The sequence below is a fragment of the Pedobacter sp. UBA5917 genome, from assembly GCF_002432345.1.
GTDB lineage: Bacteria > Bacteroidota > Bacteroidia > Sphingobacteriales > Sphingobacteriaceae > Pedobacter.
The window spans coordinates 1-24,468 of sequence record NZ_DJDT01000221.1 but is presented as its reverse complement, the minus strand read 5'-3'; the positions used below and the strand labels follow the sequence as shown (position 1 = coordinate 24,468).

The following is a 24,468-nucleotide window of genomic DNA, read 5'->3' as shown; positions in this document are numbered from 1 at the left end:
CAGGAATTCGATATCTCGGTAGCTGCCAATGGCAGTGTGTACATTGCATCTGATGATGATGAATGTACTTTGATCCACGAGCTAAAAGCACATTACGATACCATTGGTTACGAAACCGAATTACTCGATCAGGCGGCTATTTTAAAAAAATACCCCGCTATTAAATCATCTTATGCCAAAGAAGCCATCTTTTTTCCGCAGGAAATCAGTGTAGCGCCCGATTTGATGATCCACCGCCTGCATCAGTATATGAAAGCGAAATTTGAATTGTATACCCTAAAATACAACAGCCCCGTTACAGCATGCGAAAGTAAAGGTACCGGGGTAGAAGTAGGGCTAAGAAATAATACGGAGCTTTTTACCGCCGAAAAAGCCATTATCTGCAATGGTTACGAATTTAAATTGCTTTATCCCGAGCTTTTCAGCGAAAGTGGCATTGTAGTGAGCAAATTACAGATGATGCGCAGTATACCAATGCCCGATGTGAAACTCGAAGGTAATATTTTAACCGGTTTAACCACTCGCCGATACGAGAGTTTTGAGAATTATTGCCCTTCGTTCAAAAACATTAAAACACCAGGGCACTATGAGGAACTGAAAAAATGGGGTATCCATATCCTGTTTAAAAAAGCGGCAGATAACAGCATTATCATTGGCGATTCGCATGTGTATGCCGATGTAAACCATTTCGATGATCTGGGTTTTGATTTAAGTAATCATATTAATGAGCTTATGCTGGAAGAAGCGGCCAGGATTGTTGATTTCGATGTACGCAAACTACAAACTACCTGGGCCGGTTTTTATCCACAACATCCTACCAAACATATTGTAACCTACGATTTGGATAACCGCATCCATATCCGTACAGCTATTGGTGGTAAAGGTATGACGGCAAGCGCAGGTTATGCAGCAGAAAGTATTAAGAAAATATTTAGTTAACAAATACTAAACAAAAATACGGTGTTTTGTTAACTTAAAGTTGGCATTGGGCTAACATGCACATCCTATCATTGCATCTATAAAACCTAAAAAATTATAGATATAATGAAACATCTCTACAAGATGAAGATGTGCATGGTAGCCTTGCTGTTATTATGCCTCACGCCTTATTTTACATGGGCGCAAACAAAAATAGCGGGTCTCGTTAAAGACGATGCACAGCAACCCATCCCCGGTGTAAGTGTGCTGGTAAAGGGAACCAAAAAAGCTACTTCTACCGATCAGTCGGGCCGCTTTACCCTCGATGCCAAAACAGGCGAAACCCTTGTGGTAAGTTCAATTGGCTTTATTTCGCAGGAAGTTGAAGTTACGGGAACCAATCTTTCCATTACCTTAAAAACCGATTCGAAAAACCTGAACGAGGTGGTGGTTACCGCTCTCGGCATCCGTAAGGAAAAAAGAAACCTGGGTTATGCCATTCAGGAAGTTAAAGGTGCCGATTTGGTAAAAGCCCGCGAAGCCAACCCCGTAAACGGACTGGTGGGCAAAGTTGCCGGTTTAACCGTAGGTGTGTCTTCTGAGCTTTTGGGCCGTTCGTCGCTTTATCTACGTGGTAACGACGTAAATTTAGTGGTGGTAGATGGGGTGCCGATCAATTCGGATACTTGGAACATCAATCCTGATGATATTGATACCTACACCGTATTAAAAGGGCCGGCAGCTGCGGCACTTTACGGTTATCAGGCTTATAACGGTGCTTTATTGATTACCACCAAAAGAGGTAAATTAAGCGATAAAGGTTTTACCGTTGAGCTAAACTCAAGCACACAGTTTAATAAAGGATTTATCGCTTTGCCAAAAAGCCAGGACGAATACGGACCGGGTGAGCACAGTGCCTATTCTTTCGGTGATGGAAAAGGCGGCGGTTTAAATGATGGTGATTATGATATCTGGGGTCCGAAATTTGAAGGCCAGTTAATCCCACAGTACGATAGCCCTGTGATAAACGGTGTGCGCCAGGGTACGCCATGGGTGGCACGTGGTAAGGATAACTTAAAACGTTTTATCGAAACAGGTTTGCTTTCGGCCAATAACGTAGCTTTATCTTCGGCAACCGATAAATACAATTTAAGGGTTTCTATCTCCAATAACTACCAAAAAGGAATTATTCCGAACACGCAGCTGAACATTAACAATTTTAATGTAAGCGGTTCTTACAATATCAGTCCGAAGTTAAGGGCAGAGGCTTATATTAATTACAGCCGTCAGTTTTCCGATAATATCCCTGATGTAAACTATGGTCCGAACAGTGTGATCTACAACATGACCCTTTGGGGCGGTGCCGATTGGAACATTGATGATATGAAGAATTACTGGCAGCCGGGCAAAGAAGGTATCCAGAGTATCTATGCCGAATACCAACGTTACCATAACCCGTATTTTATGTCGTATGAGTGGTTGCGCGGACACAAAAAGAACGATATTAACGGATATGCCTCTTTAAACTACAACATAGAGAAAGGTTTGGATGTGTTGCTTAAAACCCAGATTTCTACCTACGACCAGTTAAGGACAGAGAAAATGCCATTTTCGGCGCATCCTTACGGTCGCGAAGAAGGTTTGGGCGATTACAGGGAAGACCGCCGCAGCATGTTCGAAAACAACACCCAGTTGATTTTGAAATACAACAAAAATGTTGGCGATTTATTCGAAATCAGTGCTTTTGGCGGAGGTAACGCCCGTAACTTCAGTTATAACTCCAGCTTTACCACTACCGATTACCTGAACGTTCCGAATGTATATAACTTCTCGAACTCTAAAAATCCGGTAAAAGCATTCGATTTCAACTCGCAGATGTTGGTTTTAAGTGCTTTTTATTCAGTTGATTTAAGCTTTAAAAAATACCTGAATATCAATACAACCGGTAGGGTAGATAAAAACTCTGCACTTCCTCCGGGCAATAACGCAGCATTTTATCCTTCGGTTTCATTAAGTTCGGTAGTTTCCGATTATGTGAAAATGCCTGAATTTATCTCTTTCGCAAAAGCAAGGATATCGTATGCCAATGTTAAGGATCCAGGTTTGGGTACGCTCGAATATATCGGCGCAACGCCATTGCAAACTTATCCGCTGGGTTATGGTGCCGAATATACTTCTTCTTATGGCGGCCCGGGTTATGGCCTTTCTTCGCCATATAGCATCAGGCCTACCTATAATAATCAAACAGGGGCTTATTATACCAACAACCTGATCGATCTGAACGCGGTAAAAGCACAGAGCAGGACGAATTACGAAGGTGGTATAGACCTTAAATTCTTAAAGAACAGGTTGGGCTTCGAAGCCACTTATTTCAGGTATATCGACGGGCCGAAAATCATCAAACAAAACATTTCGCCGGCTACAGGTTATCAAACCAACACCATTAACGGTCGTAAAACGCAGAACAGTGGTGTGGAGTTAAGCTTATCAGGCGCACCGATCATGACCGATAAATTCGGTTGGGATGTGATGATCAACTGGTCTACCTACAAACAGGTTTACAAAGAACTGGCTCCCGGAGAAACATCGGTTGATCAGTTTTTTAAAGCCGGCGACCGTATCGACAATATCTATGGCTCAGTGCTGGCCAAAACACCGGGCGGACAGGTGATCCATACTTCGAGCGGAACTCCGATTTCGCTACCGGTTAACCAGTTATTGGGGCACGCAGATCCAAACTGGGTATGGAGTATCGGCAATAAATTCAGGTTTGATAATTTCTCGTTCAGCTTCCAGTTAGATGGTAAAGTTGGCGGTGTAATGCAGGATTATGTGAGGCTTAAATCGTTCCAGGGCGGTCGTCAGATCGAAACCGTTCAGGGTAAAATGGGCGAAGCAAGATATCAGGATTATATCCATGTAAACGATCCCAACTATAAAGGTACCTGGGTAGGCGAAGGTGTGGTAATTGCCAATAACGGTAAGCTTAATTTTGATCCGGTTACAGGCGTAATCACCAACTATGGCGACCTTAGTTTTGCACCAAATACCACTCCGCAGTTATTGCAGGATTATCTGGGCGTTTTTTACGGGGCTAAAGAAAATACCATGATGAGCCGTACTTATGCAAAACTGCGCGAAGTAACCTTTGGTTACCAATTGCCTAAAAAGTTATTGGAAGGTACATTCATCAAATCGGCCAATTTCTCGGTTGTTGGCCGTAACCTGCTTTACTTCATCAACTCGAAATATAACGATGTGGATGTAGACCAGTACTCGGGCAGGGAAGGTACTTCAACACTGCAAACACCAACCACCAGAAGTTTGGGCTTTAACCTGAATGTTACTTTTTAACCTTTAGCTATCAGAAAATGAAATCAATACATAAAATTCTGTTCCTCTTCATCATTGTTGCCCTATGTGGCGGATGTAAGAAACAGTTCGAAGAAAACTTTAAAAATCCCAACCAGGCCGAAAGTGTGCCACCTAACCTGTTGCTGAACGGTATTTTGTACGACATGTACGAGGCCCCGTTTTCGAGCACCGAAAGATGGAACCAGTATACCGCGGCAAATTATTTTTATTATGCAACCAATAATTACGATTGGACAGGTGCTTCTTTAGATTATACCACACTAAAAAATGTTGTGAAAATGGAAGAAGAAGCCAACCGTTTGGGTGGTGAAGTGGGAAAACCTTACCTGGCTTTGGCCAAATTTTTTAAAGCTTATTTTTTCGTTAAAATGAGTTTAAAGGTAGGCGATTTACCGATGACGGAAGCTTTAAAAGGGTTCGCGAACCTTACACCAAAGTACGATACGCAAAAAGATATTTTTAAGCAATCGTTAAGCTGGCTGGAAGATGCAAACAGTGATTTAACTGCTTTAATTGCCACTGGTAACAAAGAACTGAAAGGCGATATTTACCTTAAAAATGACCTGGTTGCCTGGCAAAAAGTAGTAAATACCTTTAAATTGAGGACCTTGATCCAGTTGAGCAACAAAGTTGACGATGCCGATCTGCAGGTTAAGCAACAATTTGCAGCGGTATTCACCAATCCCACCAAATACCCGGTAATGGACAGCATGGCCGACAACCTTCAGTTTGTGTACAACGAAAGTTTTAACAAATACCCTAACAATAAGGATAACTTTGGTAATGATGCTTTGCGTTATAACATGGCCGGTACTTATTTAAATACCTTATCAAGCCTAAAAGATCCGCGTGCCTACATGGTGGCAGAGCCGGCCAGGGGAATTGCCGAAGCCAATGGTTATGCCATTACCGATTACCGCAATTTTGTGGGTGCCAGTACAGGCGAAGATCAGGGGGTGATGTTGGATAAAGTACAGAAAGGTTTGTATTCGCTCATCGGCCGTTTTAGGTATTACAGTGGGTATACTGCCGAAAATACTTTCATTATTTCTTATCCGGAGCTGTGTTTCATCAAGGCAGAAGGCATTAACCGTGGCTGGACAACCGGAGATGCGGAAAGCTGGTATAAAAAAGGCATTCTGGCTTCTATTGGTTTTTATGGGATTAAAGATGGTGTAAATGTGGTTACCTTCCTTAAAAAAGATGGAAAACTTGGCGAATTTGAAAACTTTAACGTTAATTTCAATTTCGAAACCGATTATTATGCCCAAACTGCGGTTAAGTATGCCGGTAACACAGCCAATGGTTTAAAACAGATCCTTACGCAAAAATACCTCGCTTATTTCCGTAATTCGGGATTTGAAGCTTACTACCAGTACCGCAGAACAGGTGTACCAACATTTGATGTAGGTCCGGGTGTAGGTAACAGTAATAGAATTCCTAAGCGTTTTCAATACCCAGATATTGAACGCACAACCAATGGCGATAACCTTAAAGTGGCATTGCAGCGCCAGTATAATGGTGTGGATGACATTAACCAACTACCTTGGATTGTTAAATAAGAATTGATAACCGGCTGAAATTCAGTGTGGAAAATAAGGGGTGTTCCTCCGCTATAAACGGAGGAACATTTTCTTGAATAATATTTGATTTATTTTTTGCATAAATAATATAAAAGCACTAATATTGCACTCCCAAAACAAACAAGCGGATATTTGCCTTAAAGCTTAAAGAAACTTGTTTTTTGGATAGCCGGATTCCTTCTTAGCTCAGCCGGTTAGAGCATCTGACTGTTAATCAGAGGGTCGCTGGTTCGAGCCCAGCAGAAGGAGCAAAAGCGGATAACGAAAGTTATTCGCTTTTTTTATTTAAGGCTGGGTGAGAAGTTTATCCTGAACGCATGTGAAGGGAGCCCGGCAGAAGGAGCTTAAAAAAACCACAACTCTCGTTGTGGTTTTTTTGTTTAAGGTTTATTTTGGGCGAGAAGTTTATACCAAACAAAGCAGAATGAACTTTTTTGGTCGGAGCCATTAAGAAATTTACTTAATAACAGTACCTGCCGGTAATGTTACTTCTTCAATTTTTACAGGTACGTAGTTTATTGCCGTTGCATACGCTTTGAATTTTTTACCCTGCTCTACACCTAATACTGCCCCATATTTAGAAAATACATCAGATGGTCCACCTTTAAAAGGCAGTATAGCCGTTACCCACAATGTTTTTTCACCTGCAATTACCTCTGTACATTCAAAGCCCAGAATGTTTTTTTTCTTCGTTCCCAATTTTTCTTCAGCTTCTTTTTTTACTTTGATTTTTGTTGCGGTATATTTTCCTTTTTGTCTAATTACAGAATAGGTTCCAGCTTGCGTGCCATCAGAATAAATGTCTCCTTCATCATCCGTCGACATTTTAATGCTAACGCCATCAGATTCTTGATCTTCAGGAGTAGTGCTTGTAGTTTTTGTCTTTTTCCCATTAAAGTAAAGCTCTTCTTTATAAGTAGAAAATTCAGGAAGCATGTCCTTGTACTGCAGTTGGTCTGGCTTGAGGCCTGCATGGATATTAATGGTATTTTCGTAGGTTACCTTGCCCTGGGTTTTATCTTGGGCACTAGCGCTAAGTGTCAAAAAGGCTGTCGCTATTGTTAGAATAATTGCTGTTGTTTTCATTGCTATTTTTGTTTTTAATGATGTTTATTGTTTATTTCGACCTGGGAAAATGCCTGAATTTATAAATGGCGCTAAACTGGAAATAACGGCCCAGGGCATTGTTTTTCCTGTCTTCTATATAACCGCTGTTGCTGATCCGGTTGATGGCCTGATTGCGGTTTAACAGGTCCATTGCCTCTGCTTTTAGAGAGAACTGTTTGCCCAGCATTCTGCTCAGACCTGTATTGAGCAATACCACATTATTGTTGTAACCATTGCTTAAACCCAGCGCAGAAAGTACATCAACACTGGCCTCGAGTGTTGAGTTAAATGGAAGTATAACAACGCTTTCAGCACCGTAATTGAGCAACCAGTTTTTTTCGGGTAATTGGCTCGCCATAGAAAATTTACGTGAATTCCACGCAGCACTCCCCTTCAAACCCAAGCTGATACGGTTTCCCAGGTAATAATTAAAGGTTAATTGGGGCGTTAAAGAAAATACCCTAACATCATTCAAAATGCCATTGTTCATGATTCCGTTTTTGGCATATCCGGCATTGAATTCTGCTGTTAAAGATGATCCGTCATTATCAACTTTAAAACTATTGCCTGCGTTTAAAGAGACATTATAATTTCCTTTTAAATTTACCGGGATAATCAATTGCTTTCCGGTAGCAACGTTGATAATGGTATTGCTTACAATCTGTTTGCTGTACCGCATGATCTGCAGATTAGCATAAAGCGTATTTCCGGTAGTGGGTTTAAAAGCGTTAAAGCCAAAAGAAATATTCTGTGTTTTTTCCTGATCCAGCTCAGGATTTCCCTTACGTATAAATAAAGGGTCAGAATTATCCTCCAAAGGTTGTAAATCGCTAACTGATGGTAAATTGGTTTCCGTACTGTAGTTTAATGTTAATTTCTGCTGTTTCGATAACCTTAACTCTGCAAATAGTGATGGCAAAAAGGCCTGGTACGATTTATCTACCTCATAACTTTTTAGAATAGAATGACCTTTGACAGTGCTTTGCTTCCATAAACTGCTAATGGTGTAGTTTAATTTTTTATACCCTCCAGATAAGGAAACTTTGGTGTTGTATTCCCTCCGGCCTGAAGAGAAATTATCCGAAAGTCTGTCATCAGTCAGGTCGTATCTGCCCGTGCCCGCTTCCTTGTTGCTAACCGTTCTTAGGTATTTACCATCACTGAGGTAAAATCGTTGCCCAGCCTGTAAAAATAGATTTTTAGAAAGTGGTTCTGTAAAAACAAGGTTTCCATTGATACTGTAAACGTTTCCAGTATTCAGGGTTTGCTGGTCTATGCTTTCCATTGTATTTCCTGGTGCAGCATAAATATTGTTTGTAAAGTGGTTGAGGTAATTGCTCCTGTTGCCAAAATACTCAGGTTTAAGATCCAGCACCATAGTACGGCTCTTTTTTGCGAATTGGTATTTGAACATGGCATTTCCGCTAAAGAGGTCATTATTGGTGCTAATGTTCAGAAATTGTGTTCCATCATTAATCTTACCTGCATTATCGCCCGTTCTAACAGAGCTAAAAACTGTATTGGAATTGTTTTTTGCGGTGCTAAGATTAACCTTGGGACTGATTTTTACTGATAACCGCTTACTTAATCTGGTATCTATGCTCATATCTATCCGCTGACTGGCGTTAATGGTATTTCTATCTCCCGCCTGCAGGTAACTATAGGGAGCCTGTACCAGGTATTGTCTTAGGTAATCAAAATTTTCGGTTGTATTGTTGTGGTTAAAAAAGTAGCTGCTCCTCAATTTTAAACGATCGCCCCAATCGTTATTGAAATTTACGCCTCCATATTTGGTATCGGTTATGCCAACCGGGCGGACTAAAGCAGCTATGGCATCGCTGCTCCCCTGCAGGGATACACCTTTCATTCGTAAAAGTTCGGATAGTGCCGCTGGAGGTAAACTGCTTAAAGCATCTCTATTTTGACTAAGCAATTTAATGAGTTCGGTAGGGCTAAATCCTGATTTATTGATATCATTACCCTTTAAAATCAGCGATGCCTGTGTTTCATTTAAGAAACTATTAATATTAGTCCCTCCTTCATAATGGCCATTGTTACCTAAACCTGCATTTGCATTGCCAAAATAACCTCTTTTCATATTCTTCTTGGTAATCAGGTTAATGGTTTTTACCTTTTGGCCGTCTTTCACACCGGTAAATTCTTCCATATCACTTTTTTTATCTAGTACCTGTACCCTTTGTATCATATCTGCGGGGAGGTTCCTGGTGGCAACGGTGGGGTCGCTTCCAAAAAACTCTTTTCCATCTACCAGTATACGTTCTACAGTTTCGCCCTGTGCTTTTATGGCGCCGCTCTTATCAATGCTAACCCCGGGTAATTTTCGTAACAGATCTTCTGCCACTGCGTTTTCTTTGGTTTTAAATTTGGTTGCATTGTATTCAACGGTGTCGCCCTTCATACGTACCGGAGGTGTATTATCTTTAATGATTACATCTTTTAATTGTATGCCGTTATTGGGTTGCAGATACACAATAGGTGGAAGGGCCTTAAATTTACCCTCAGGGATACTGAAACGAATGAGCGTATCCGTATAGCCCATTGCATGGATCTTTAATTCGTAATCACCTTTCCGTATTTTGGCAAAACTGATTGTTCCTGTTTCGTCTGTTAAACTACTATAGTTAATAGCGGTATCGGTAAGCAGCCTGATTTTAACAAGTACATGGGTTAAAGAGAGGCCCGTATTGCCATCGAGAATCTTTGAATTTATTTTTTCCTGCTGGGCGAATACCAATTGACTAAGGCCAATAAAGAATAATAGGGCCTTAAACAGTTTGCGGTTTAGAATCTTCATGGCACAAAACTATCGTGCCATAGGGGCAAACTAGGTTAACGAAACTGAATATAACGTTAACGGATGTTAGAAAATGAACGTTGATTTTAAGTGATTAACTTATAACCCCTGCCACGTATATTTACAATCTGTACATTGGCATCATGAGAAAGATATTTACGCAGGCGTGTAATGTACACATCCATGCTGCGGGTATTAAAAAAACTATCGTCTCCCCAAAGTTCTATCAGCATTTCTTTTCTTTCGGTAATCTGGTTAAGGTTTGTGGCAAGCCGTTTCAGAATATCGGCCTCTCGTTGCGACATACGTTGCACTTCACCGCCGTAATGCAGCTCTTGGCGGTTTGGTACAAAAACATAATTTCCTAAATATAGCTGGTCATTTTGAACCGGTTGCCTGGCTTTTGTGCGTTTAATCAATACCTGGATCCGCATCAACAACTCTTCCATACTAAATGGCTTTTTGATATAATCGTCAGCCCCTGCATTAAAACCTTTCAGTACATCCTGCGTCTCGCTTTTTGCAGTTAATATAATCAAGGGTGTATGGTTGTTGGCAATTCTGATTTCAGTAATCAATGATAAGCCATCTTTTTGGGGCATCATAATATCTATAACGCATAAATCAGGTTTAAAACGTTGAAATTCAGTTGCGCCATCTACTCCGTTAATCGCATGCGCAACCTCAAAACCTTTCATTTCGAGGGTTTCTTTAATTATAGCCGCAAGTACAGGCTCGTCTTCTACGAGTAACAGTTTGATCTGATCAGTCATTTTTCTTGAGTTGAACGGTGAAAACAGAACCCTCCATGAGTTTGCTGCTTACGCTTATTTTCGCATCCATTTTCGATAAAAGGCTTTTAACATGACTAAGACCCAGGCCATAGCCTTTTACATCGTGCAGGTTTCCCTGTGGCACCCTGTAAAATTTGTCGAAAATAAAGGATTGATGGTGTTCGGGAATTCCGATCCCCTGGTCGCTAACCGAAAGCCAATAAAACCGCTGATCTTCTGTAACAGAAATCTTAATATATTTATCTGAAGTGCTGGTATACTTGATGGCATTATCTATAAGGTTCGAAACAATTGTTTTCAATGCTTCAGGCCAGGTTTTGATCACTTTGTCGTTGATTTTAAGGTCGAGTTCGATGTCGATCCCGGGTAGCTCCTTGAAACGCAAAACCGTAGCTTTGAGCAGGTCTTTCAGATTTATCTTTTCAAATGGCCCCAATTTATTATCTGTATGTTCCATTTTAGTGAGGTCCAGGATATTATCGATCAGGTGCTGTAATTTCTGAAGCTCGTTTCTGCTTAGGTTAAGGTATCTTTCTGTCTTTTCGGGATTTTTCATCCCCTCAAAATTTAACAGTACATCGTTGGTGGTATTTAAAATAGACAGCGGAGTTTTTAATTCGTGGCTGATATTGCTGATAAAATCGTTTTTCATCACCTCCAGTTTTTTCTGTTTGTCTATTATGCGCCACAATATCCATATACAGCCTGTAATCAGCATAACAAGTAAAAAGGAAAGTACTATAGGCCAGATCATTTTAACAATCAATAATTTGTTTACCCCCGCAAACCGGGCCCTAATGGTATTGCCCTGAACTTTGGTTTGAACAAAATTTGAATCGTCACTATTTGGTACCGCCTGTCCTTTTTTATATATCACTAGTTTAAACTGAATTGTAATGCCTTGGTTTTTAAGTCCGTTCCGGTAATTTTTTTCCAACATGGATGGGTTAACAGCACCCGAAAGACTCATAGATAATATGCCTGAGAGAAGCTGCCCTATATCTGTATCTGCACTACCGATTTTAACGGTAGCAGGGCTTATTTCTTTTAATAATGGAGTGGTTGGTTTATCCTCCTCTTTTGTCTCTTTGGTTTTAGTGGCTTTTGCGGTATCCGTATCGGTTATAGAAATATTGGTAGTTTGCTGCTCATAGTTATGGCCAGCCACAGTTTCTAGAATAGTAGCATCATATGCCTTTTGAAGCGCAACAGTAGCCGTTTGTTTAAAGTTGGTTTGTTGGTTTATATAGGTGTTATGCAGCCAATATAGTTGAAAAACCAATACTGCCATTGCGGTAGGGATAGTGATGTACCAGATACGTTTAGCAATAAAATCCATAAACAAATATAAGTTAATGATTTTCAATGCGCTATGTCTGTTAACAATAGTTAACTAAACTGCAACAATGATTAACTTTCGCTAAGGATTTAAAAAAATGGGTAATTATACCTAATTGATTAGAGGCTTAATATTACTTTCATTATCCTGCTAAAGAAATTTGAACAGAGGGCTTTAACCTTTTTTAACTATCTTTTATTTCTTTTTCGCTAGCTGTAATTGGTGATAAAAATTGAATGCACTGTGTCCGTTAGCTCCGGCGGGCAGGTTATTTATCCCCGGTTTTAAAGTCGATCAGATAGCGTTTAATCCTTACGCCGTTTATATCCCTAAAACCTTCGCCAAGTACAAGCTGATATTGTTTGTTGGGTTTTAGCTCAACTTCGAATTCGGTAGTGGTGCCATCTTCCGAAAAGCCAAGAAAGTTTTTGATCATCATCGAATTATCTTTACCCAGTGGTCCAAAATCAAAATTCCTGAAGCGTTTGTCCATAGGTTTAGAAAACACAACCTTAATTTTGTAATTCAGGGTGTCGCCTGAATTGCCTTGTTTTTCGGGGGTGGCACTTAGCACAAACGGACGTTTTTTTTCATATTCGATCTCTAATTGTTTAATCTTTTGATCAAAATAACCCGATCGATCTACATAAGCATAAAGGGCATCCATATTATTGTAGTCGAGCTCAATCATCTCTGCAATTGCCCTGGCTTTATCTGTTGCTTTTTCATAACATTGTTCAGCGATGGCATAACCCACATAATATCCCAAATCCCTCACCCCAAAAGAATTTTCGGCATTGCTATATAGCCAAAAGCCATACCCGGTATTGAACATCTGCTGTGCAAATGCCTCCTTAATGCTTGCTGTATGAGTTTTGCCATAGGCCAGTGCAGGCGCGGTAGAAGGATTAGCCATTACCTTTTCGGAAAGAAATTCGGCGACGCCTTCCATTACACATTGTGCCAATAAATTGTCGCCCATGTTTGTTTTTTGCTGGGTATGCACATATTCATGTACATTGGTATACACCAGGTTATCTAAATGTTCGCTGGTAAAAGCAATCTCGCTTCCAATCAGTACCATATTCCCTTTGGAGGTTCCGCCACTTCTGAAAGCACCTACGGTAAAATAGATTTCTGCCGGTTTTAAGGCCGGATAAAGCTGTTTAAACTGATCGATTTTGGCTGCAATGGCTTTGACATAATCTTTCGCCTTTAACGTATTGCTGCGGATGGCGTTAAAATAAGTCTGTTTTTGGGTAATAATATCCAGGTATTCTTTGGCGGTATATCCTCTTGCCTCCATCATGGCTTTGAGTCCCGGCGTACCTTTATCAAGAAATAATCCTTTGAGGTAACTGTACTGTAAAACGGTATCTTTTGTAGCATTGATTTTGTCGTAGGCCTGCCAAAAATGATCAATGTCGGTAGTAATCAGGTTTACATTTCGTTGCGCCAAAACACTTTGTGTAATGGAGGTGCAAAAGAGGGCTGCGAAAATTAGGACTTTATTCATGTGGTAAAAGACACAGATAAAACCGGAATGTGACAGGGTTGGTTATTTTTTTTGACAAAATGGATTTACAAAAGAAACGGCTGGGAGTTTTTGGAGAGAATAGGAATACTAGCGCACTTGCATCGAAAATTCTATAAAAAACATGGGTTAATCTATCAATGGAAAAGTTTAAAATAGATAATAAAGCTTTAACTTTACTGAAAAAAAACATGAAAATATCTATTTTAACCGTGCTGCTCGCGTTTGTTACTACATTTTCTTTTTGTCAGGAAAATAATAGTTACAGATCATCATTAACGAAACTATTACAGGTGTCAGGCTCTGAAGCGGCTTATAAAGGTGCTTTAAGTCAAATGATCTCAATATTTAAGCAACAACAATCGAGTGTTCCTAATGAATTTTGGGATGAGTTTAGTATTGAAATAAATAAAAATGCAATCAATCGGGTTGTTGATCTGATTTTGCCAATATACCAGAAGCACTTAACAGAGGCAGATCTTCAGGGCGTAATTGCATTTTATGAGACACCTGTAGGTAAAAAATTCGCTGAAAAAACGCCTCTGATTACTCAGGAATCGATGATTGCAGGTCAGGAGTGGGGTAAGCAAATTGGGCAAAAAGTAGTGGAGAAACTTAAGGCCAAAGGCTATATAAAAGAATAGCTTCCATACTATTCAGAACAAAATTTACTAAAACTTATACCGCACTAACCATAGTCCGGTCCGTTTACTGTTTGCTTACTATTTCAATAAATGACGAATTGAAATCCCATGCATTAAGGATGTTGCAGATATTTACTTTAAATGTTGATTTAACCCCAAATGGGTATTTAATAATCGAGAATACCTGCTTTGTAAGTGTTTTATTATTCCTTTTGTTGGAAGTATGGTTTCTTTTTTCGTTTATTAAACGTGTTAATTTGAAATTGTTGACTTAGGTAATTTACGATATAAATGACTATTCACGTCTTTTTATGGAAGTAAATACTGCTGTTAGATTGGGCTGATTTATATTTTAAGATCAAAAAAGAATATGTCGGTATTAGATATTAATAAAATTGACTTTATTGGCACTGACAGGCAAACCGGGGAAGTAATTTTAACCATTTCAGATCATATCAATTGGGACGACACTCAATATCATTTATCTGCCTTACAAGAAAAAATCAACGCTTATTTAAATTTTATCGATAGCGAAGAGATTTATAAAGAATATCCAAATGCTATAGGTAAGAAATTAATAGTGCAAATAACCGGGAAATATCATATAAACAAGGAAGGGCATGAATTTATAGAGAAAGTTGCCGCCTTTTTAAATAATGGGGATATCGGTTTCGAAGTTAAATATGGTGCATAATTATTTACATAGTGCAAGAATTAAATAGTTAAATAAAATCGCAATACCCCAAATAATAATGAATAAAGATAGATATTATAATTTTTGGTTGGCTTTTGTGAATATTAGAGCAGGAGAAGGTTTTAAGTTTAATGATTTAATAGATTTGGGAGCAGATGGAGTGAATAGTACGTATGCTGGAGCCTGGGCAAATATCATCATAAAAGCCGGAGATATAAATGGAGCGATTGAAATTATACCCCAGGGTTTAAAGGAGTTAAATTTTGATGTCGTTTTTATCGATAAGATAGAAAATATTGCATCATTGATGGAATATAAGCAGATTAATGAACTTGTTGTTGCTGAAGTAGATTGGCTTGAAAAAAGTACTTATGTTTTTAAGATTAGCGATAAGCTATTCCCTTATGGATAGAGATAACTAAAATCCATTACTTAGGGTATCAATCTAAGAAAAATGGAGTGTATTTGCATGATGTTAAAAGTTTTAAAATTGTTAAAGTCAGGAAGCTTTAAATAGATTAGTTTATAAGAGAACTGAAAATGGAGATTTAACTGAAATATTTTTGGAGAACGATGTTTTTACTGAATTAAATAAACTGGTCTTTTCCAGATCATTAATCAATTGGCTCATTCCAATATTGATGATTTCGAAGACGATGCAATAACCGAAGAAGCCTATTTAAATGATGTAATCAATAGTGGTATTTTTAATCGACCTTAAAAACATAAAGCCAAATAATAAAAATGGAAAAAATTTTAGAGTATATATTTAATGATATTTTGGAAATATCAGACATCGGTATACAAAAAAAACTTTGGCTGAACGAAAATAATGATACTGGCTTAATTTCGTCATATATTGAATTAATGAGCAGGTTATTCGACGATCATAACCTTAGTAATGTTATTAAAAACAAAGAAATTACCCGTGAACTAAAACCGGAGTTAATTTCTGCAATCAAAAAGCTTGAAGAGGCTTTAGATAATTATGTTGAAAAAGAGACCGATAAGGAAATCATTTTAGATCCTAAATGGATTGAAATTTCGGAACAGGCCAAAACCGTAATTAAAATGTGGCCTTAGCCCGATTTCTTTTCCGAAGATGCAGACTTTAAGCTTAGTATTTTATACAATGTTTGGAGTGAAATAATTAAATGAATTTTTGTGATACTGATTAGTGATATGAAGGTTAGTGCTTTAAGTTTGATTATGGTGATTGTTTTCCTTTTTGGATGCGTAAGAACTCACCAAATAAATACAGTTGAAAGTAAAAGCGCTGATTCTGCTGTTAAAAAAACGACCGAGGATAAATGGCTGGATTCTATTACTGCCGCTTCGGGCGATCGCCCGGATGAAGAGCAGGAACCGCCATCGCTGGCAGAAGAAAAAAAAAGTTTGATCAACAGCTACAACAATGTTAAAGTGATAGATACTTTATTAGAGGTTAAGGATAGTTTACGGTTTTACTCCAGATTTTATTGTCTGAAAAACAGCCGTATTACCATTCCAAAAAAATATGTTTTTGAGGAGAAGAACCCCGTAGATTTTGTTACTTACCATTTTGCCAATTACATTAAAATATCGAAAAAAGGCAAAACAGTATTTGAGAAAACAATTGTAAAAAAAGATTTCGATGGGGTTTTAAACGATCAGCTAAAAAGATATGGAGTGCTGCACGGCCCTTATTTAAAATTTGCTAATGATACCTTTAATGTGGGATATTCTGTTTCGATACCCATTACAGATATTGGAGTGGGCGTATCAGTAACTGTTAGCAAAAACGGAAATTATGTTATTACAGGAAATTAAAATCCTGGATTTTGTGTTTTAAATTAACCCCGTTATTTTTAAAAAAAATATGCGCTTCAGTATGAGAAAAATATTATGGTGTATGTTGCTCACTATTGCAATATCCTGCACTACTCCTGGTGTAAAGATTAACGAATCTATCATCACTGAATTAGCCAAGCATGATTTTAAAATTCCTTCAGTTCATGGTTTTGCCTTAATATTTATCTGCTGTAAAGAAAATTATAAAGCTTTTACGAACATTAATGTTTTACATAAAATTTTTATAAAACATTATTCCGAAAAATACCCGGATTTCAGGTCGTTTTTATCTGAAGTGTTAAATCAGAGCATAAATTTTTCGGAAAAAGATCTGGATAACTGGCAAATCGGCCATTTTAAATTAGATACCAATGTTCAAGAAACATATGCGAAACTAGCGATGCCTGATTTTATAGCTAGATATTTTGATTCAACTGAAGATAAAAAGGTCCTTGCTGTTAAAACAGAATATCATAAAGATGCATATTCAATTTTATATTATTGTTTTATCAATAATTATAAAATCACATTAAACGATTACCAGGGTAAGTATTTTATAAGTGGTTTTTTTGACAGACAATAATTACTATTAATTTAACTTATCATCTTGTAAAGACAAAAAAGAAAGATGAATTTTTCAATACCTTATTAAGTTAAGATCCCGTAGAAACTGAAAAATGAACAATAACAACTACATTTCGAGAGGTGGCTGTTTTAGTTTTGCATTAGCTGATGGCTGGGCGGAATACGATGATGGAGACGAAGCTACAGATGCATTCTGGAATGAAGATGAGACCCTATGGACTGGTAATTTTAGAATCACTTCTTTTCAATGGCCAGATGTAACTAACTCAGGAGTGGATAAAGCTGATGAATATATTACAACAGAATTGATCGAAAATGAAGGAGCAAAGAAAATAAAACTGGGTGAATACGATTGTGTATATTATAAGAAAGAATCACCACAGAAGGAAGACAATCTTGTAATTTATTATTGGAGTATCGGAAAACGCAATAATTTATTTTTGTGCACATTCTCCATTGATAAGCAACAGGAGGCATTACCTGTTAATTTGAGAGAACTGATGTCGGTCCAAAATATGATCGCCAGTATCAAAATTATCTAAGTCATATTTAAAACCAAATTATGCTGACTAATATCGATCAGGAGACCATGGATATAGATTGGTTTTTTACCAATACCGAACATGTTGGATTTGTTGCCTCTGGGGCTGGGAAATTGCCGGCATCTATTTCCGAAAACTGGGAGGAGAGCAGGCGGATCAGTTTGTTCTTTGATGAATTACCGGTCACATCCGACATTATAATCAACCCAAAACTTGCCGGAATTATTAATTCAAAAGTGGATGATGAGTATTTGCATGGTTTTGTTGCCATGGCCATGAGGGGATTTTTTGCTTTTGATAAGACCATATTAGGTAACTTTTCTGATTTAAGCTATCACCTGGTGGCTTCGCCGGTTAATCCGCTTGATTTTAATAAACTGCCCGTGGAGATAAAAAGAAAACTGATAAGATCGAGATATACGGGGGTATTAAGTGAAAACGTGAATATTAGCGAAATAACTTGAGTATTAAACTTGAATATAACATTTAACACAGTACAGACATGATAAAATAAATTGAATAAGCTGTTCAATAAAAAAACAGGCAACGAATTTTTCGTGCCTGCCTTTGTTAAAATATCAATAATTTTTTGCCAGTAGTAACTATAATAAACTATCCCTGGTGCTCGGGCATACCGTTCGGATCCATCCAGCAATATTCCCAATGGTGGCCATCCAGATCGTCGAAACTATGCTGGTACATAAAACCATAATCGGTAGCCGGATTTGGTACCGTAGCACCTGCAGCCACAGCCTTATCAACCATTTCGTTAACCGCATCTTTACTATCAGCCGATAGGGCAATGGAGCATTCTATTGCTTTGCTGGTATCTACAATTTCTTTTGTGGTAAAAGTCTGGAAAAAAGGTTTGGTCAAAAGCATTACATAAATCGTATCGCTGATGATCATACAGGTTGCTTTTTCGTCGGTAAATTGCGGGTTAAAAGTATAACCAAGTTTCGTGAAAAATTCTACTGATCTGTTAAGGTCGCTAACGCCCAGGTTAACAAAAATTTGAGTTGCCATATTTGTTTTTCTTTTTAGTTTATTCAAAGATACAGCAATGGTTGATTGGAGGATATGCGTAAAAGCGACAAGTTAAGGGGTTAAATGCGACGGAGATAAAAATGGTTCATTGGTTCATTTGGCATTGGTTAGCATAATTTCGAAAAGACCTGCAATGAGATCTTTTTTCACTCTAGGCTTATTTCCTCATCCATCTTACATCTTCCAATATTGCTGGTTTTTCCCCGTAGATAACGGTGATACACGCAGAAGTTTTTTATTGACCCTTAAATTGATTATTGAAAATTGGTCATTGAAATTTATTCCCTCATCCATCTTACATTTTCCAATATTGCTGGTTTTTCCCCGCAGATAACGGTGATACACGCAGAAGTTTTTTATTGACCCTTAAATTGATTATTGGAAATTGGTCATTGAAATTTATTCCCTCATCTATCTTACATTTTCCATATTAACATTCATTAGCTAGCATAATTTCGAAATACAATGATTACCTCATAAGTTAAACATGTATGGATCGGATAGAATAACTTTCTGTTTTGTAATCTAATGATAAAATAAATCTCCTGATGCTGCAAATACCATCTGAGCGCTTAATTTTGCACGCAATTGCTGAAAAATAAATCCCGCATCCACTCATGACCGTATTCGACCTCTTGATCAACGATAAGGAACAGGTAGATTTAACTGATATCCACTTAAATGATACCGAAAGGGAAACAGTTGTTGGTTTGCTCCGCGAACACCGCTTTGTGGATGAACTGAAAACATTCGGCCTCCCGGTAAACAATAAAGTATTGTTGTACGGTAGTTCCGGCTGCGGTAAAACCATGACAGCGAAGGCCATTGCAAAAGCCCTGAATAAAAATATCCTGATCCTCAACCTCAGCAATATCATTTCGGCAAGGGTAGGCGAAACCTCACAGCATGTTAAAATGGTATTCGATAAGGCTGCACGCGAAAAAGCAGTATTGTTTTTGGATGAGTTTGACCAAATCGGTAAAGCCCGCGAAAACGACTCGAAAGACGTAGGCGAAATGCGAAGACTGGTAAACACCATTATCCAGCTTTTCGATTATTTTCCTGAAAACGCTTTACTCATCTGCGCCACCAACCATATCGATATCATCGATCCGGCTCTGGTTAGAAGATTCCAGCTTAAGCTAAAATACGAAATGCCCCGAAATACCGATCTGGATGTGTTTTATGATGGTCTTTTGGCAAAATTTCCCGAGCGGTTTCAGCAAACTGCCCGTAAATATGATATCTCATTTGCAGAAGCTAAAGATTACATTTTTACCAAGCTCAAAAACGAGATCCTGGATGAACTGGAAATGTCGCAGTGAAAGAACAGGTGGTATAAGGAAAACGTAGAGATAACTGTTACTACATTAACGATATAAACCTTTATTCTGGTTACAGAGGCAGGCGATAATTGTTATTTCAATAGCTCAACCGTACCTTCCATACTGGCACTCCCTCTTTTTCCCCTTTCACTTTTTTCATCGGCAAATGTGCTAAATGTAGTTACTTTTTTTGCTTGTAAATCGATCACCTGACTAACTGAAAAGCCATCTTTCTCTATCCAGTTTAAAAAATACTGATGGTCGTTCAATGGTTTATAAAAAATCTTTTCATCCCCCTCGCTACTTGTTCCGTTGGCTGTGGTTTTCCAGTGCAGTGTGCTATCGCTGCTATAGGTAACTTCGGCTTTAAAATCAGGATAGGTAATTATTGCTTTTTTGCCGATTAGGGCATATTCGCCTGTTTTTGCTTTTTCTGTATTCTGACAGGCTGCCAGAACCGATGCTGCTGATAATGCAAAGAGTAGTTTTTTCATTGGGATGCTATTTTAATGGGTGGTTTATCTGCTGTGTTTAATTGTTTTTCCCTGTTCCCAAAATGTTCATAATGGCTTTCATGTGTGTTACAAGCTCATTTTGGGATTTGTTGGGTAATGGATTGATCAATAAGCCGATCTGCTCGTTCGACTCCTGGTTCAGTTCGTGGAAGATTTTTAATCCCTTGTCGGTTAAATGGAGTAAGGATACCCTGGCATCGCTTTTTGATTGCGCTTTACCCACCAGACCATCTTTCTGCAATTTTTTAAGAATACGGCTCAAATAGCCTTTATCCATATCCAAAGCAGTTATGATATTGGCTGCATTGGCCGGTTTACCAATATGAATCTCGTACAGAATCCGGGCTTCTGCCAACGAATAACCATTGTAAAGCAGGTTGCCATCAAGCAAACCGATCAATGAGGTGTAAAAGCGGTTAAATGCCCTGATGGTTTGTATGGTTTCTTCGTTTTTCTGCATTTTATCAATCCTTTAAAAGTATTTAGCTTTTAAACCGAAGCCAAATATATAATATGTTTCTCAGTTCAAATTGGGAAATCGCGTTCCTTTTTAAGCGCCCTGCAACCCCAAATCTTATTACCGGCCGTGCCACCTAAACCTGATGGAAGCAGTACGAAGTACAGCGTACAGCAGGATTGTATTGCCCCAAATGCTACCGAACCTGCTTTCCAAAAAAAATATTTACGGTGCGTTTTGATTTTGAAAAGTAAAACCTATGTTTTATTGCAGGTTTAGAGGACAAAAAAAATGGAGCTTAAAAATCCATAAACAATTAAGCAAGATGGAGGTCGTAGCGGAGTTCCGTTAAGGGTTTACCAAAAGCATCCGAGGGTTTTTCTTCGCTGAGTACAAATCCAAACCGCTCGTATAACGAAATTGCCGCCTCTTGTTCGTTGGTTGTCCAAAGGTATGCATGCTTAACATTGCTGCTTTTCACGAAATCAACAAATGCCTCCATTAACTTTTTCCCCAATCCAATGCCGCGGTATTCGGGCCGGAAAATAAAATACCTGAATTGTATCGCAGTGCCACGGTGCTGGCCAACAAGAAAACCGATAATTCTCTCTTTATGCTCGCAGATCCAAACCATATCTTTTTGGGGATTATATTCATTTGCAAAATCCCTTAATCCACCCAGCACGTAAGCCTCAAAATTTAATCCATAACCACATTCTTCAGCATAAAGTTCGCCATGTACATAAGCGATATAGCCCAGGTCGCCGGGTTGCAGTGTATTCCTGATGAGTACATCTGCCAATTCTATTTTTGTTGTATCTGCTGTCATTGTGTTATTAAATTTTTATCGTACAAATAAAATAAAAAAGGTTGACAAAGTCAACCTTTTTTATTTTGATGAATTTGAAATGATAAATAACATCGGTCATCCCTAAAATGTGCTAATACTTCCGTGTTTTGTATAAACCGGCGGCTGATATGCGCAATACCTTTGTTATCAATATTTAAACAAAGAAAAAAATGTCGAAAATAATCTTAATTACAGGTGCCTCACGTGGCTTTGGTAAAATCTGGGCAAAAGCCCTTTTAGAACGTGGCGATAAAGTTGCCGCAACAGCAAGGAACATCAATGATTTAAACGATCTGGTTGAAAGTTATGGCGATGCCGTGCTTCCTTTACAACTGGATGTAAATAACCGCGACGAAGCTTTTGGAACAATAGCTAAAGTTAAACAGCATTTTGGGCGTATTGATGTGCTGATCAACAATGCCGGTTTTGGTTTGTTCGGTGCAATTGAAGAAACAACTGAGGAACAGGCACGTGCACAGATGGAAACCAACTTTTTTGGGCTCCTTTGGGTAACACAGGCGGTAGTTCCAGTGATGCGCGAACAAAAATCAGGACATATCATTCAGGTATCGAGCTTTTTGGGATTGGTTACTTTACCTGTACTGGGCTTGTACAACGCCTCTAAATATGCCGTTAACGGTTTAAGCGAAACCCTGGCTACTGAGGTAAAAGGATTTGGTATCAATGTAAGTTTAATCGAGCCAAATGGTTTCTCAACAGACTGGTCGGGTGCCTCTGCCTTCCAAACAGAGCCTCTGGAAGTTTACGCACCGGTTAAACAGGCTTTTGCTGAAGGAGCAACCCCTGATACCTGGGGCAAACCAGAGGCCACAGCCCCTGCGGTTCTGGCTTTGATTGATAGCGAAAATCCACCTTTACACTTCCTTTTAGGTAAAGTGGCCTATCCGGGTGTAAAAAAAGTTTATGCAGAACGTTTGGCCGAGTTTGACGAGTGGGCAACCGTATCGGCCGATGCACACGGTCATTAATCAATCATATTAAAGTTTTAATACTACTAGCTATGCCTATAATTGTGTAGCTTGTAGTACATTTTTTTAAAGGATGAAACATTATAAAAGTTTAATCGAGCTGCACAGCGCCAATGGCTTTCCGCCACCTGCACATCCGCAGTTTAGCATTTACCAGTGTAATAATCAATGTTCTATCGGTGATAGGGAGTTTACGAGCGATTTTTATATGATCGGCTTTAAAAAGGTGAGGGCAGGGCATGTTCTTTACGGGCGTACCAAATACGATCACGAAAGCGGCTCGATGATGTTTTTTAAACCCCATCAGCTCATCCAGATGAAAAACCTTGAGCTGGAGGAAGATGGTTTTTTGATCTTCATCAACGAAGATTACCTGAACGGACATATTTTACATGAGCTAATCAAAAAATACCATTATTTCGATTACGAGGCAAACGAAGCGCTGCACCTTTCGCCAATGGAAGAAAAAACGGTATGGGATCTTTACCGTAAAATTGAAACCGAGTATAATAATAATCAGGATGAATACAGCCGCGAATTGATTTTGGCCAATGTAGATACCTTGTTAAAGTATAGTCAGCGGTTTTACAAACGCCAGTTCCTTAACCGTGCAGAAGTTTCGGGCAAAACAGTAACCAAATTTAATGAAGAGGTTAACCGCTATATCAATAATGGATTGTTAACCAGCAAAGGTTTACCCTCAGTGCAGTATATGGCCGAACGGCTAAATATTTCGGCTGGTTATTTATCTGATGTTTTAAAACAGGAAAGTGGTAAAACGGCTTTGGAACATATTCATATCTATTTAATTTCCGAAGCTAAAAACCGTTTGATCGGAGAGGATAGATCAGTTTCGGAGATTGCTTATGCACTTGGATTCGAGAATCTGTCTTATTTTTCGCGTTTGTTTAAAAAAGAGGTAGGAATTAGTCCGAATGTGTTTAAGAAACAGTTGTTGAATTAATTTCAATGTTTAACCGCAAAGAGCGCTGAGATAAGCGCAAAGTATGCAAAGTAAGGGGTTAAACTTCTGACTTTCTAACTCCATCATCCATTTTGCATTTTCCATTATTTACGCTGAGATTAGTTTTTTTATTGTAAGCTATACTGGTGACTCCGATCTTTCTGTAATCTTTTACCATTAAGGAGTTAAGGGCATTAAGAAAATTTTTGCCCCTTGTTTTGTGCTATTTATCTCCGATCTTTCTGTAATCTTTTACCATTAAGGAGTTAAGAAAATTAAGGTGGATTTTGGCTTGTTGATATGGGTATCTATCTTCGGACCTCGGTCTTCGGACTTTTTTTACCATTAAGAAATTAAGAACATTAATAAAATTTCTGCGCCTAACTTTTATGCTATTTATCTTCGGACCTCGGACATCCGACTCATGAGACTTTTTTACCATTAAGAAATTAAGGTCATTAAGAAGGGCTTGGCATATTGATTTTTGCTATCTGTCTTCAGACCTCGGACCTCCGACTCTCGGACTGTTCCATCCCACATCATCCATTTTACATCATCCAT

General features: G+C 38.6%; 23 protein-coding genes and 1 tRNA gene. 15 read left to right on the top strand and 9 right to left on the bottom strand.

Annotation, left to right across the window (positions count from 1 at the left end; translation table 11 throughout):
* The 4 genes from B2V92_RS14855 to B2V92_RS14840 form a co-directional block, all read left to right on the top strand.
* Nucleotides 1–939 (top strand): FAD-dependent oxidoreductase (locus tag B2V92_RS14855; protein ID WP_293309469.1); only part of this gene is annotated, 939 nt, incomplete at its 5' end.
* A 105-nt stretch (nt 940–1,044) separates the two neighbouring features.
* Nucleotides 1,045–4,272, top strand: a complete 3,228-nt coding sequence (locus tag B2V92_RS14850) for a SusC/RagA family TonB-linked outer membrane protein (protein ID WP_293309467.1) — start codon at nt 1,045–1,047, stop codon at nt 4,270–4,272.
* A 17-nt stretch (nt 4,273–4,289) separates the two neighbouring features.
* Nucleotides 4,290–5,855 (top strand): SusD/RagB family nutrient-binding outer membrane lipoprotein, encoded by a 1,566-nt coding sequence (locus tag B2V92_RS14845; RefSeq protein ID WP_293309465.1) that lies wholly within the window; start codon nt 4,290–4,292, stop codon nt 5,853–5,855.
* Nucleotides 5,856–6,051: 196 nt separating this feature from the next.
* A tRNA-Asn gene (locus tag B2V92_RS14840) sits at nt 6,052–6,125 on the top strand.
* Between the two features lie 207 nt (nt 6,126–6,332).
* Here the strand turns inward: B2V92_RS14840 and B2V92_RS14835 are convergent.
* From B2V92_RS14835 to B2V92_RS14815, 5 genes are all read right to left on the bottom strand, one after another.
* Nucleotides 6,333–6,962 carry a hypothetical protein gene (locus B2V92_RS14835; RefSeq protein ID WP_293309463.1) on the bottom strand — a complete coding sequence of 210 codons (630 nt, stop codon included), beginning with the start codon at nt 6,960–6,962 and terminating at the stop codon, nt 6,333–6,335.
* A gap of 31 nt (nt 6,963–6,993) precedes the next feature.
* Nucleotides 6,994–9,798 (bottom strand): outer membrane beta-barrel protein, encoded by a 2,805-nt coding sequence (locus tag B2V92_RS14830; RefSeq protein ID WP_293309461.1) that lies wholly within the window; start codon nt 9,796–9,798, stop codon nt 6,994–6,996.
* 86 nt (nt 9,799–9,884) lie between these two features.
* Nucleotides 9,885–10,571 (bottom strand): response regulator transcription factor, encoded by a 687-nt coding sequence (locus B2V92_RS14825; protein ID WP_293309459.1) that lies wholly within the window; start codon nt 10,569–10,571, stop codon nt 9,885–9,887.
* Nucleotides 10,564–11,931, bottom strand: a complete 1,368-nt coding sequence (locus B2V92_RS14820) for a sensor histidine kinase (protein WP_293309457.1) — start codon at nt 11,929–11,931, stop codon at nt 10,564–10,566. Before B2V92_RS14820 ends, B2V92_RS14825 begins: the two co-directional genes overlap by 8 nt.
* A gap of 268 nt (nt 11,932–12,199) precedes the next feature.
* Complete coding sequence (locus B2V92_RS14815) at nt 12,200–13,447, bottom strand: hypothetical protein (protein ID WP_293309455.1); 1,248 nt, start codon at nt 13,445–13,447, stop codon at nt 12,200–12,202.
* Nucleotides 13,448–13,605: 158 nt separating this feature from the next.
* On the opposite strand from B2V92_RS14815, the gene B2V92_RS14810 reads away from it, so the two are divergent.
* The 8 genes from B2V92_RS14810 (at nt 13,606) to B2V92_RS14775 (ending at nt 18,224) form a co-directional block, all read left to right on the top strand.
* Complete coding sequence (locus tag B2V92_RS14810) at nt 13,606–14,109, top strand: DUF2059 domain-containing protein (RefSeq protein ID WP_293309453.1); 504 nt, start codon at nt 13,606–13,608, stop codon at nt 14,107–14,109.
* Nucleotides 14,110–14,479: 370 nt separating this feature from the next.
* Nucleotides 14,480–14,803, top strand: coding sequence for a DUF6572 domain-containing protein (locus tag B2V92_RS14805; protein ID WP_293309451.1), 324 nt, complete (start codon nt 14,480–14,482; stop codon nt 14,801–14,803).
* A gap of 58 nt (nt 14,804–14,861) precedes the next feature.
* Nucleotides 14,862–15,215, top strand: a complete 354-nt coding sequence (locus B2V92_RS14800; protein WP_293309449.1) for a hypothetical protein — start codon at nt 14,862–14,864, stop codon at nt 15,213–15,215.
* A 332-nt stretch (nt 15,216–15,547) separates the two neighbouring features.
* Entirely contained in the window at nt 15,548–15,886 is a 339-nt protein-coding gene (locus B2V92_RS14795; protein WP_293309447.1) for a hypothetical protein, read from the top strand.
* 81 nt (nt 15,887–15,967) lie between these two features.
* Nucleotides 15,968–16,612: a DUF4738 domain-containing protein gene (locus B2V92_RS14790; protein WP_293309445.1), complete on the top strand. Its 645-nt coding sequence runs from the start codon at nt 15,968–15,970 to the stop codon at nt 16,610–16,612.
* Between the two features lie 61 nt (nt 16,613–16,673).
* Nucleotides 16,674–17,216 (top strand): hypothetical protein, encoded by a 543-nt coding sequence (locus B2V92_RS14785; protein ID WP_293309443.1) that lies wholly within the window; start codon nt 16,674–16,676, stop codon nt 17,214–17,216.
* A 94-nt stretch (nt 17,217–17,310) separates the two neighbouring features.
* Nucleotides 17,311–17,760: a DUF3805 domain-containing protein gene (locus B2V92_RS14780; protein WP_293309441.1), complete on the top strand. Its 450-nt coding sequence runs from the start codon at nt 17,311–17,313 to the stop codon at nt 17,758–17,760.
* A gap of 20 nt (nt 17,761–17,780) precedes the next feature.
* Nucleotides 17,781–18,224, top strand: a complete 444-nt coding sequence (locus tag B2V92_RS14775) for a hypothetical protein (RefSeq protein WP_293309439.1) — start codon at nt 17,781–17,783, stop codon at nt 18,222–18,224.
* Nucleotides 18,225–18,372: 148 nt separating this feature from the next.
* Here B2V92_RS14775 and B2V92_RS14770 read toward each other — a convergent pair whose 3' ends face one another.
* Nucleotides 18,373–18,786 carry a VOC family protein gene (locus B2V92_RS14770; protein WP_293309437.1) on the bottom strand — a complete coding sequence of 138 codons (414 nt, stop codon included), beginning with the start codon at nt 18,784–18,786 and terminating at the stop codon, nt 18,373–18,375.
* Nucleotides 18,787–19,424: 638 nt separating this feature from the next.
* Here B2V92_RS14770 and B2V92_RS14765 point away from each other — a divergent pair.
* Nucleotides 19,425–20,132 carry an AAA family ATPase gene (locus B2V92_RS14765; protein WP_293309435.1) on the top strand — a complete coding sequence of 236 codons (708 nt, stop codon included), beginning with the start codon at nt 19,425–19,427 and terminating at the stop codon, nt 20,130–20,132.
* 92 nt (nt 20,133–20,224) lie between these two features.
* Here the strand turns inward: B2V92_RS14765 and B2V92_RS14760 are convergent, their stop codons facing one another.
* The 3 genes from B2V92_RS14760 to B2V92_RS14750 all read right to left on the bottom strand — a co-directional run bounded on the left by B2V92_RS14760 (nt 20,225) and on the right by B2V92_RS14750 (nt 21,933).
* Nucleotides 20,225–20,626 carry a MoaF-related domain-containing protein gene (locus B2V92_RS14760; RefSeq protein ID WP_293309433.1) on the bottom strand — a complete coding sequence of 134 codons (402 nt, stop codon included), beginning with the start codon at nt 20,624–20,626 and terminating at the stop codon, nt 20,225–20,227.
* Between the two features lie 37 nt (nt 20,627–20,663).
* On the bottom strand, nt 20,664–21,107 hold the full coding sequence (locus tag B2V92_RS14755) for a MarR family winged helix-turn-helix transcriptional regulator (RefSeq protein ID WP_293309431.1): 444 nt from the start codon (nt 21,105–21,107) through the stop codon (nt 20,664–20,666).
* A 313-nt stretch (nt 21,108–21,420) separates the two neighbouring features.
* Nucleotides 21,421–21,933 carry a GNAT family N-acetyltransferase gene (locus B2V92_RS14750; protein ID WP_293309429.1) on the bottom strand — a complete coding sequence of 171 codons (513 nt, stop codon included), beginning with the start codon at nt 21,931–21,933 and terminating at the stop codon, nt 21,421–21,423.
* A gap of 191 nt (nt 21,934–22,124) precedes the next feature.
* On the opposite strand from B2V92_RS14750, the gene B2V92_RS14745 reads away from it, so the two are divergent.
* Complete coding sequence (locus B2V92_RS14745) at nt 22,125–22,943, top strand: SDR family NAD(P)-dependent oxidoreductase (protein WP_293309427.1); 819 nt, start codon at nt 22,125–22,127, stop codon at nt 22,941–22,943.
* 73 nt (nt 22,944–23,016) lie between these two features.
* On the top strand, nt 23,017–23,907 hold the full coding sequence (locus B2V92_RS14740) for a helix-turn-helix domain-containing protein (RefSeq protein WP_293309425.1): 891 nt from the start codon (nt 23,017–23,019) through the stop codon (nt 23,905–23,907).
* Nucleotides 23,908–24,468: the final 561 nt, after the last annotated feature.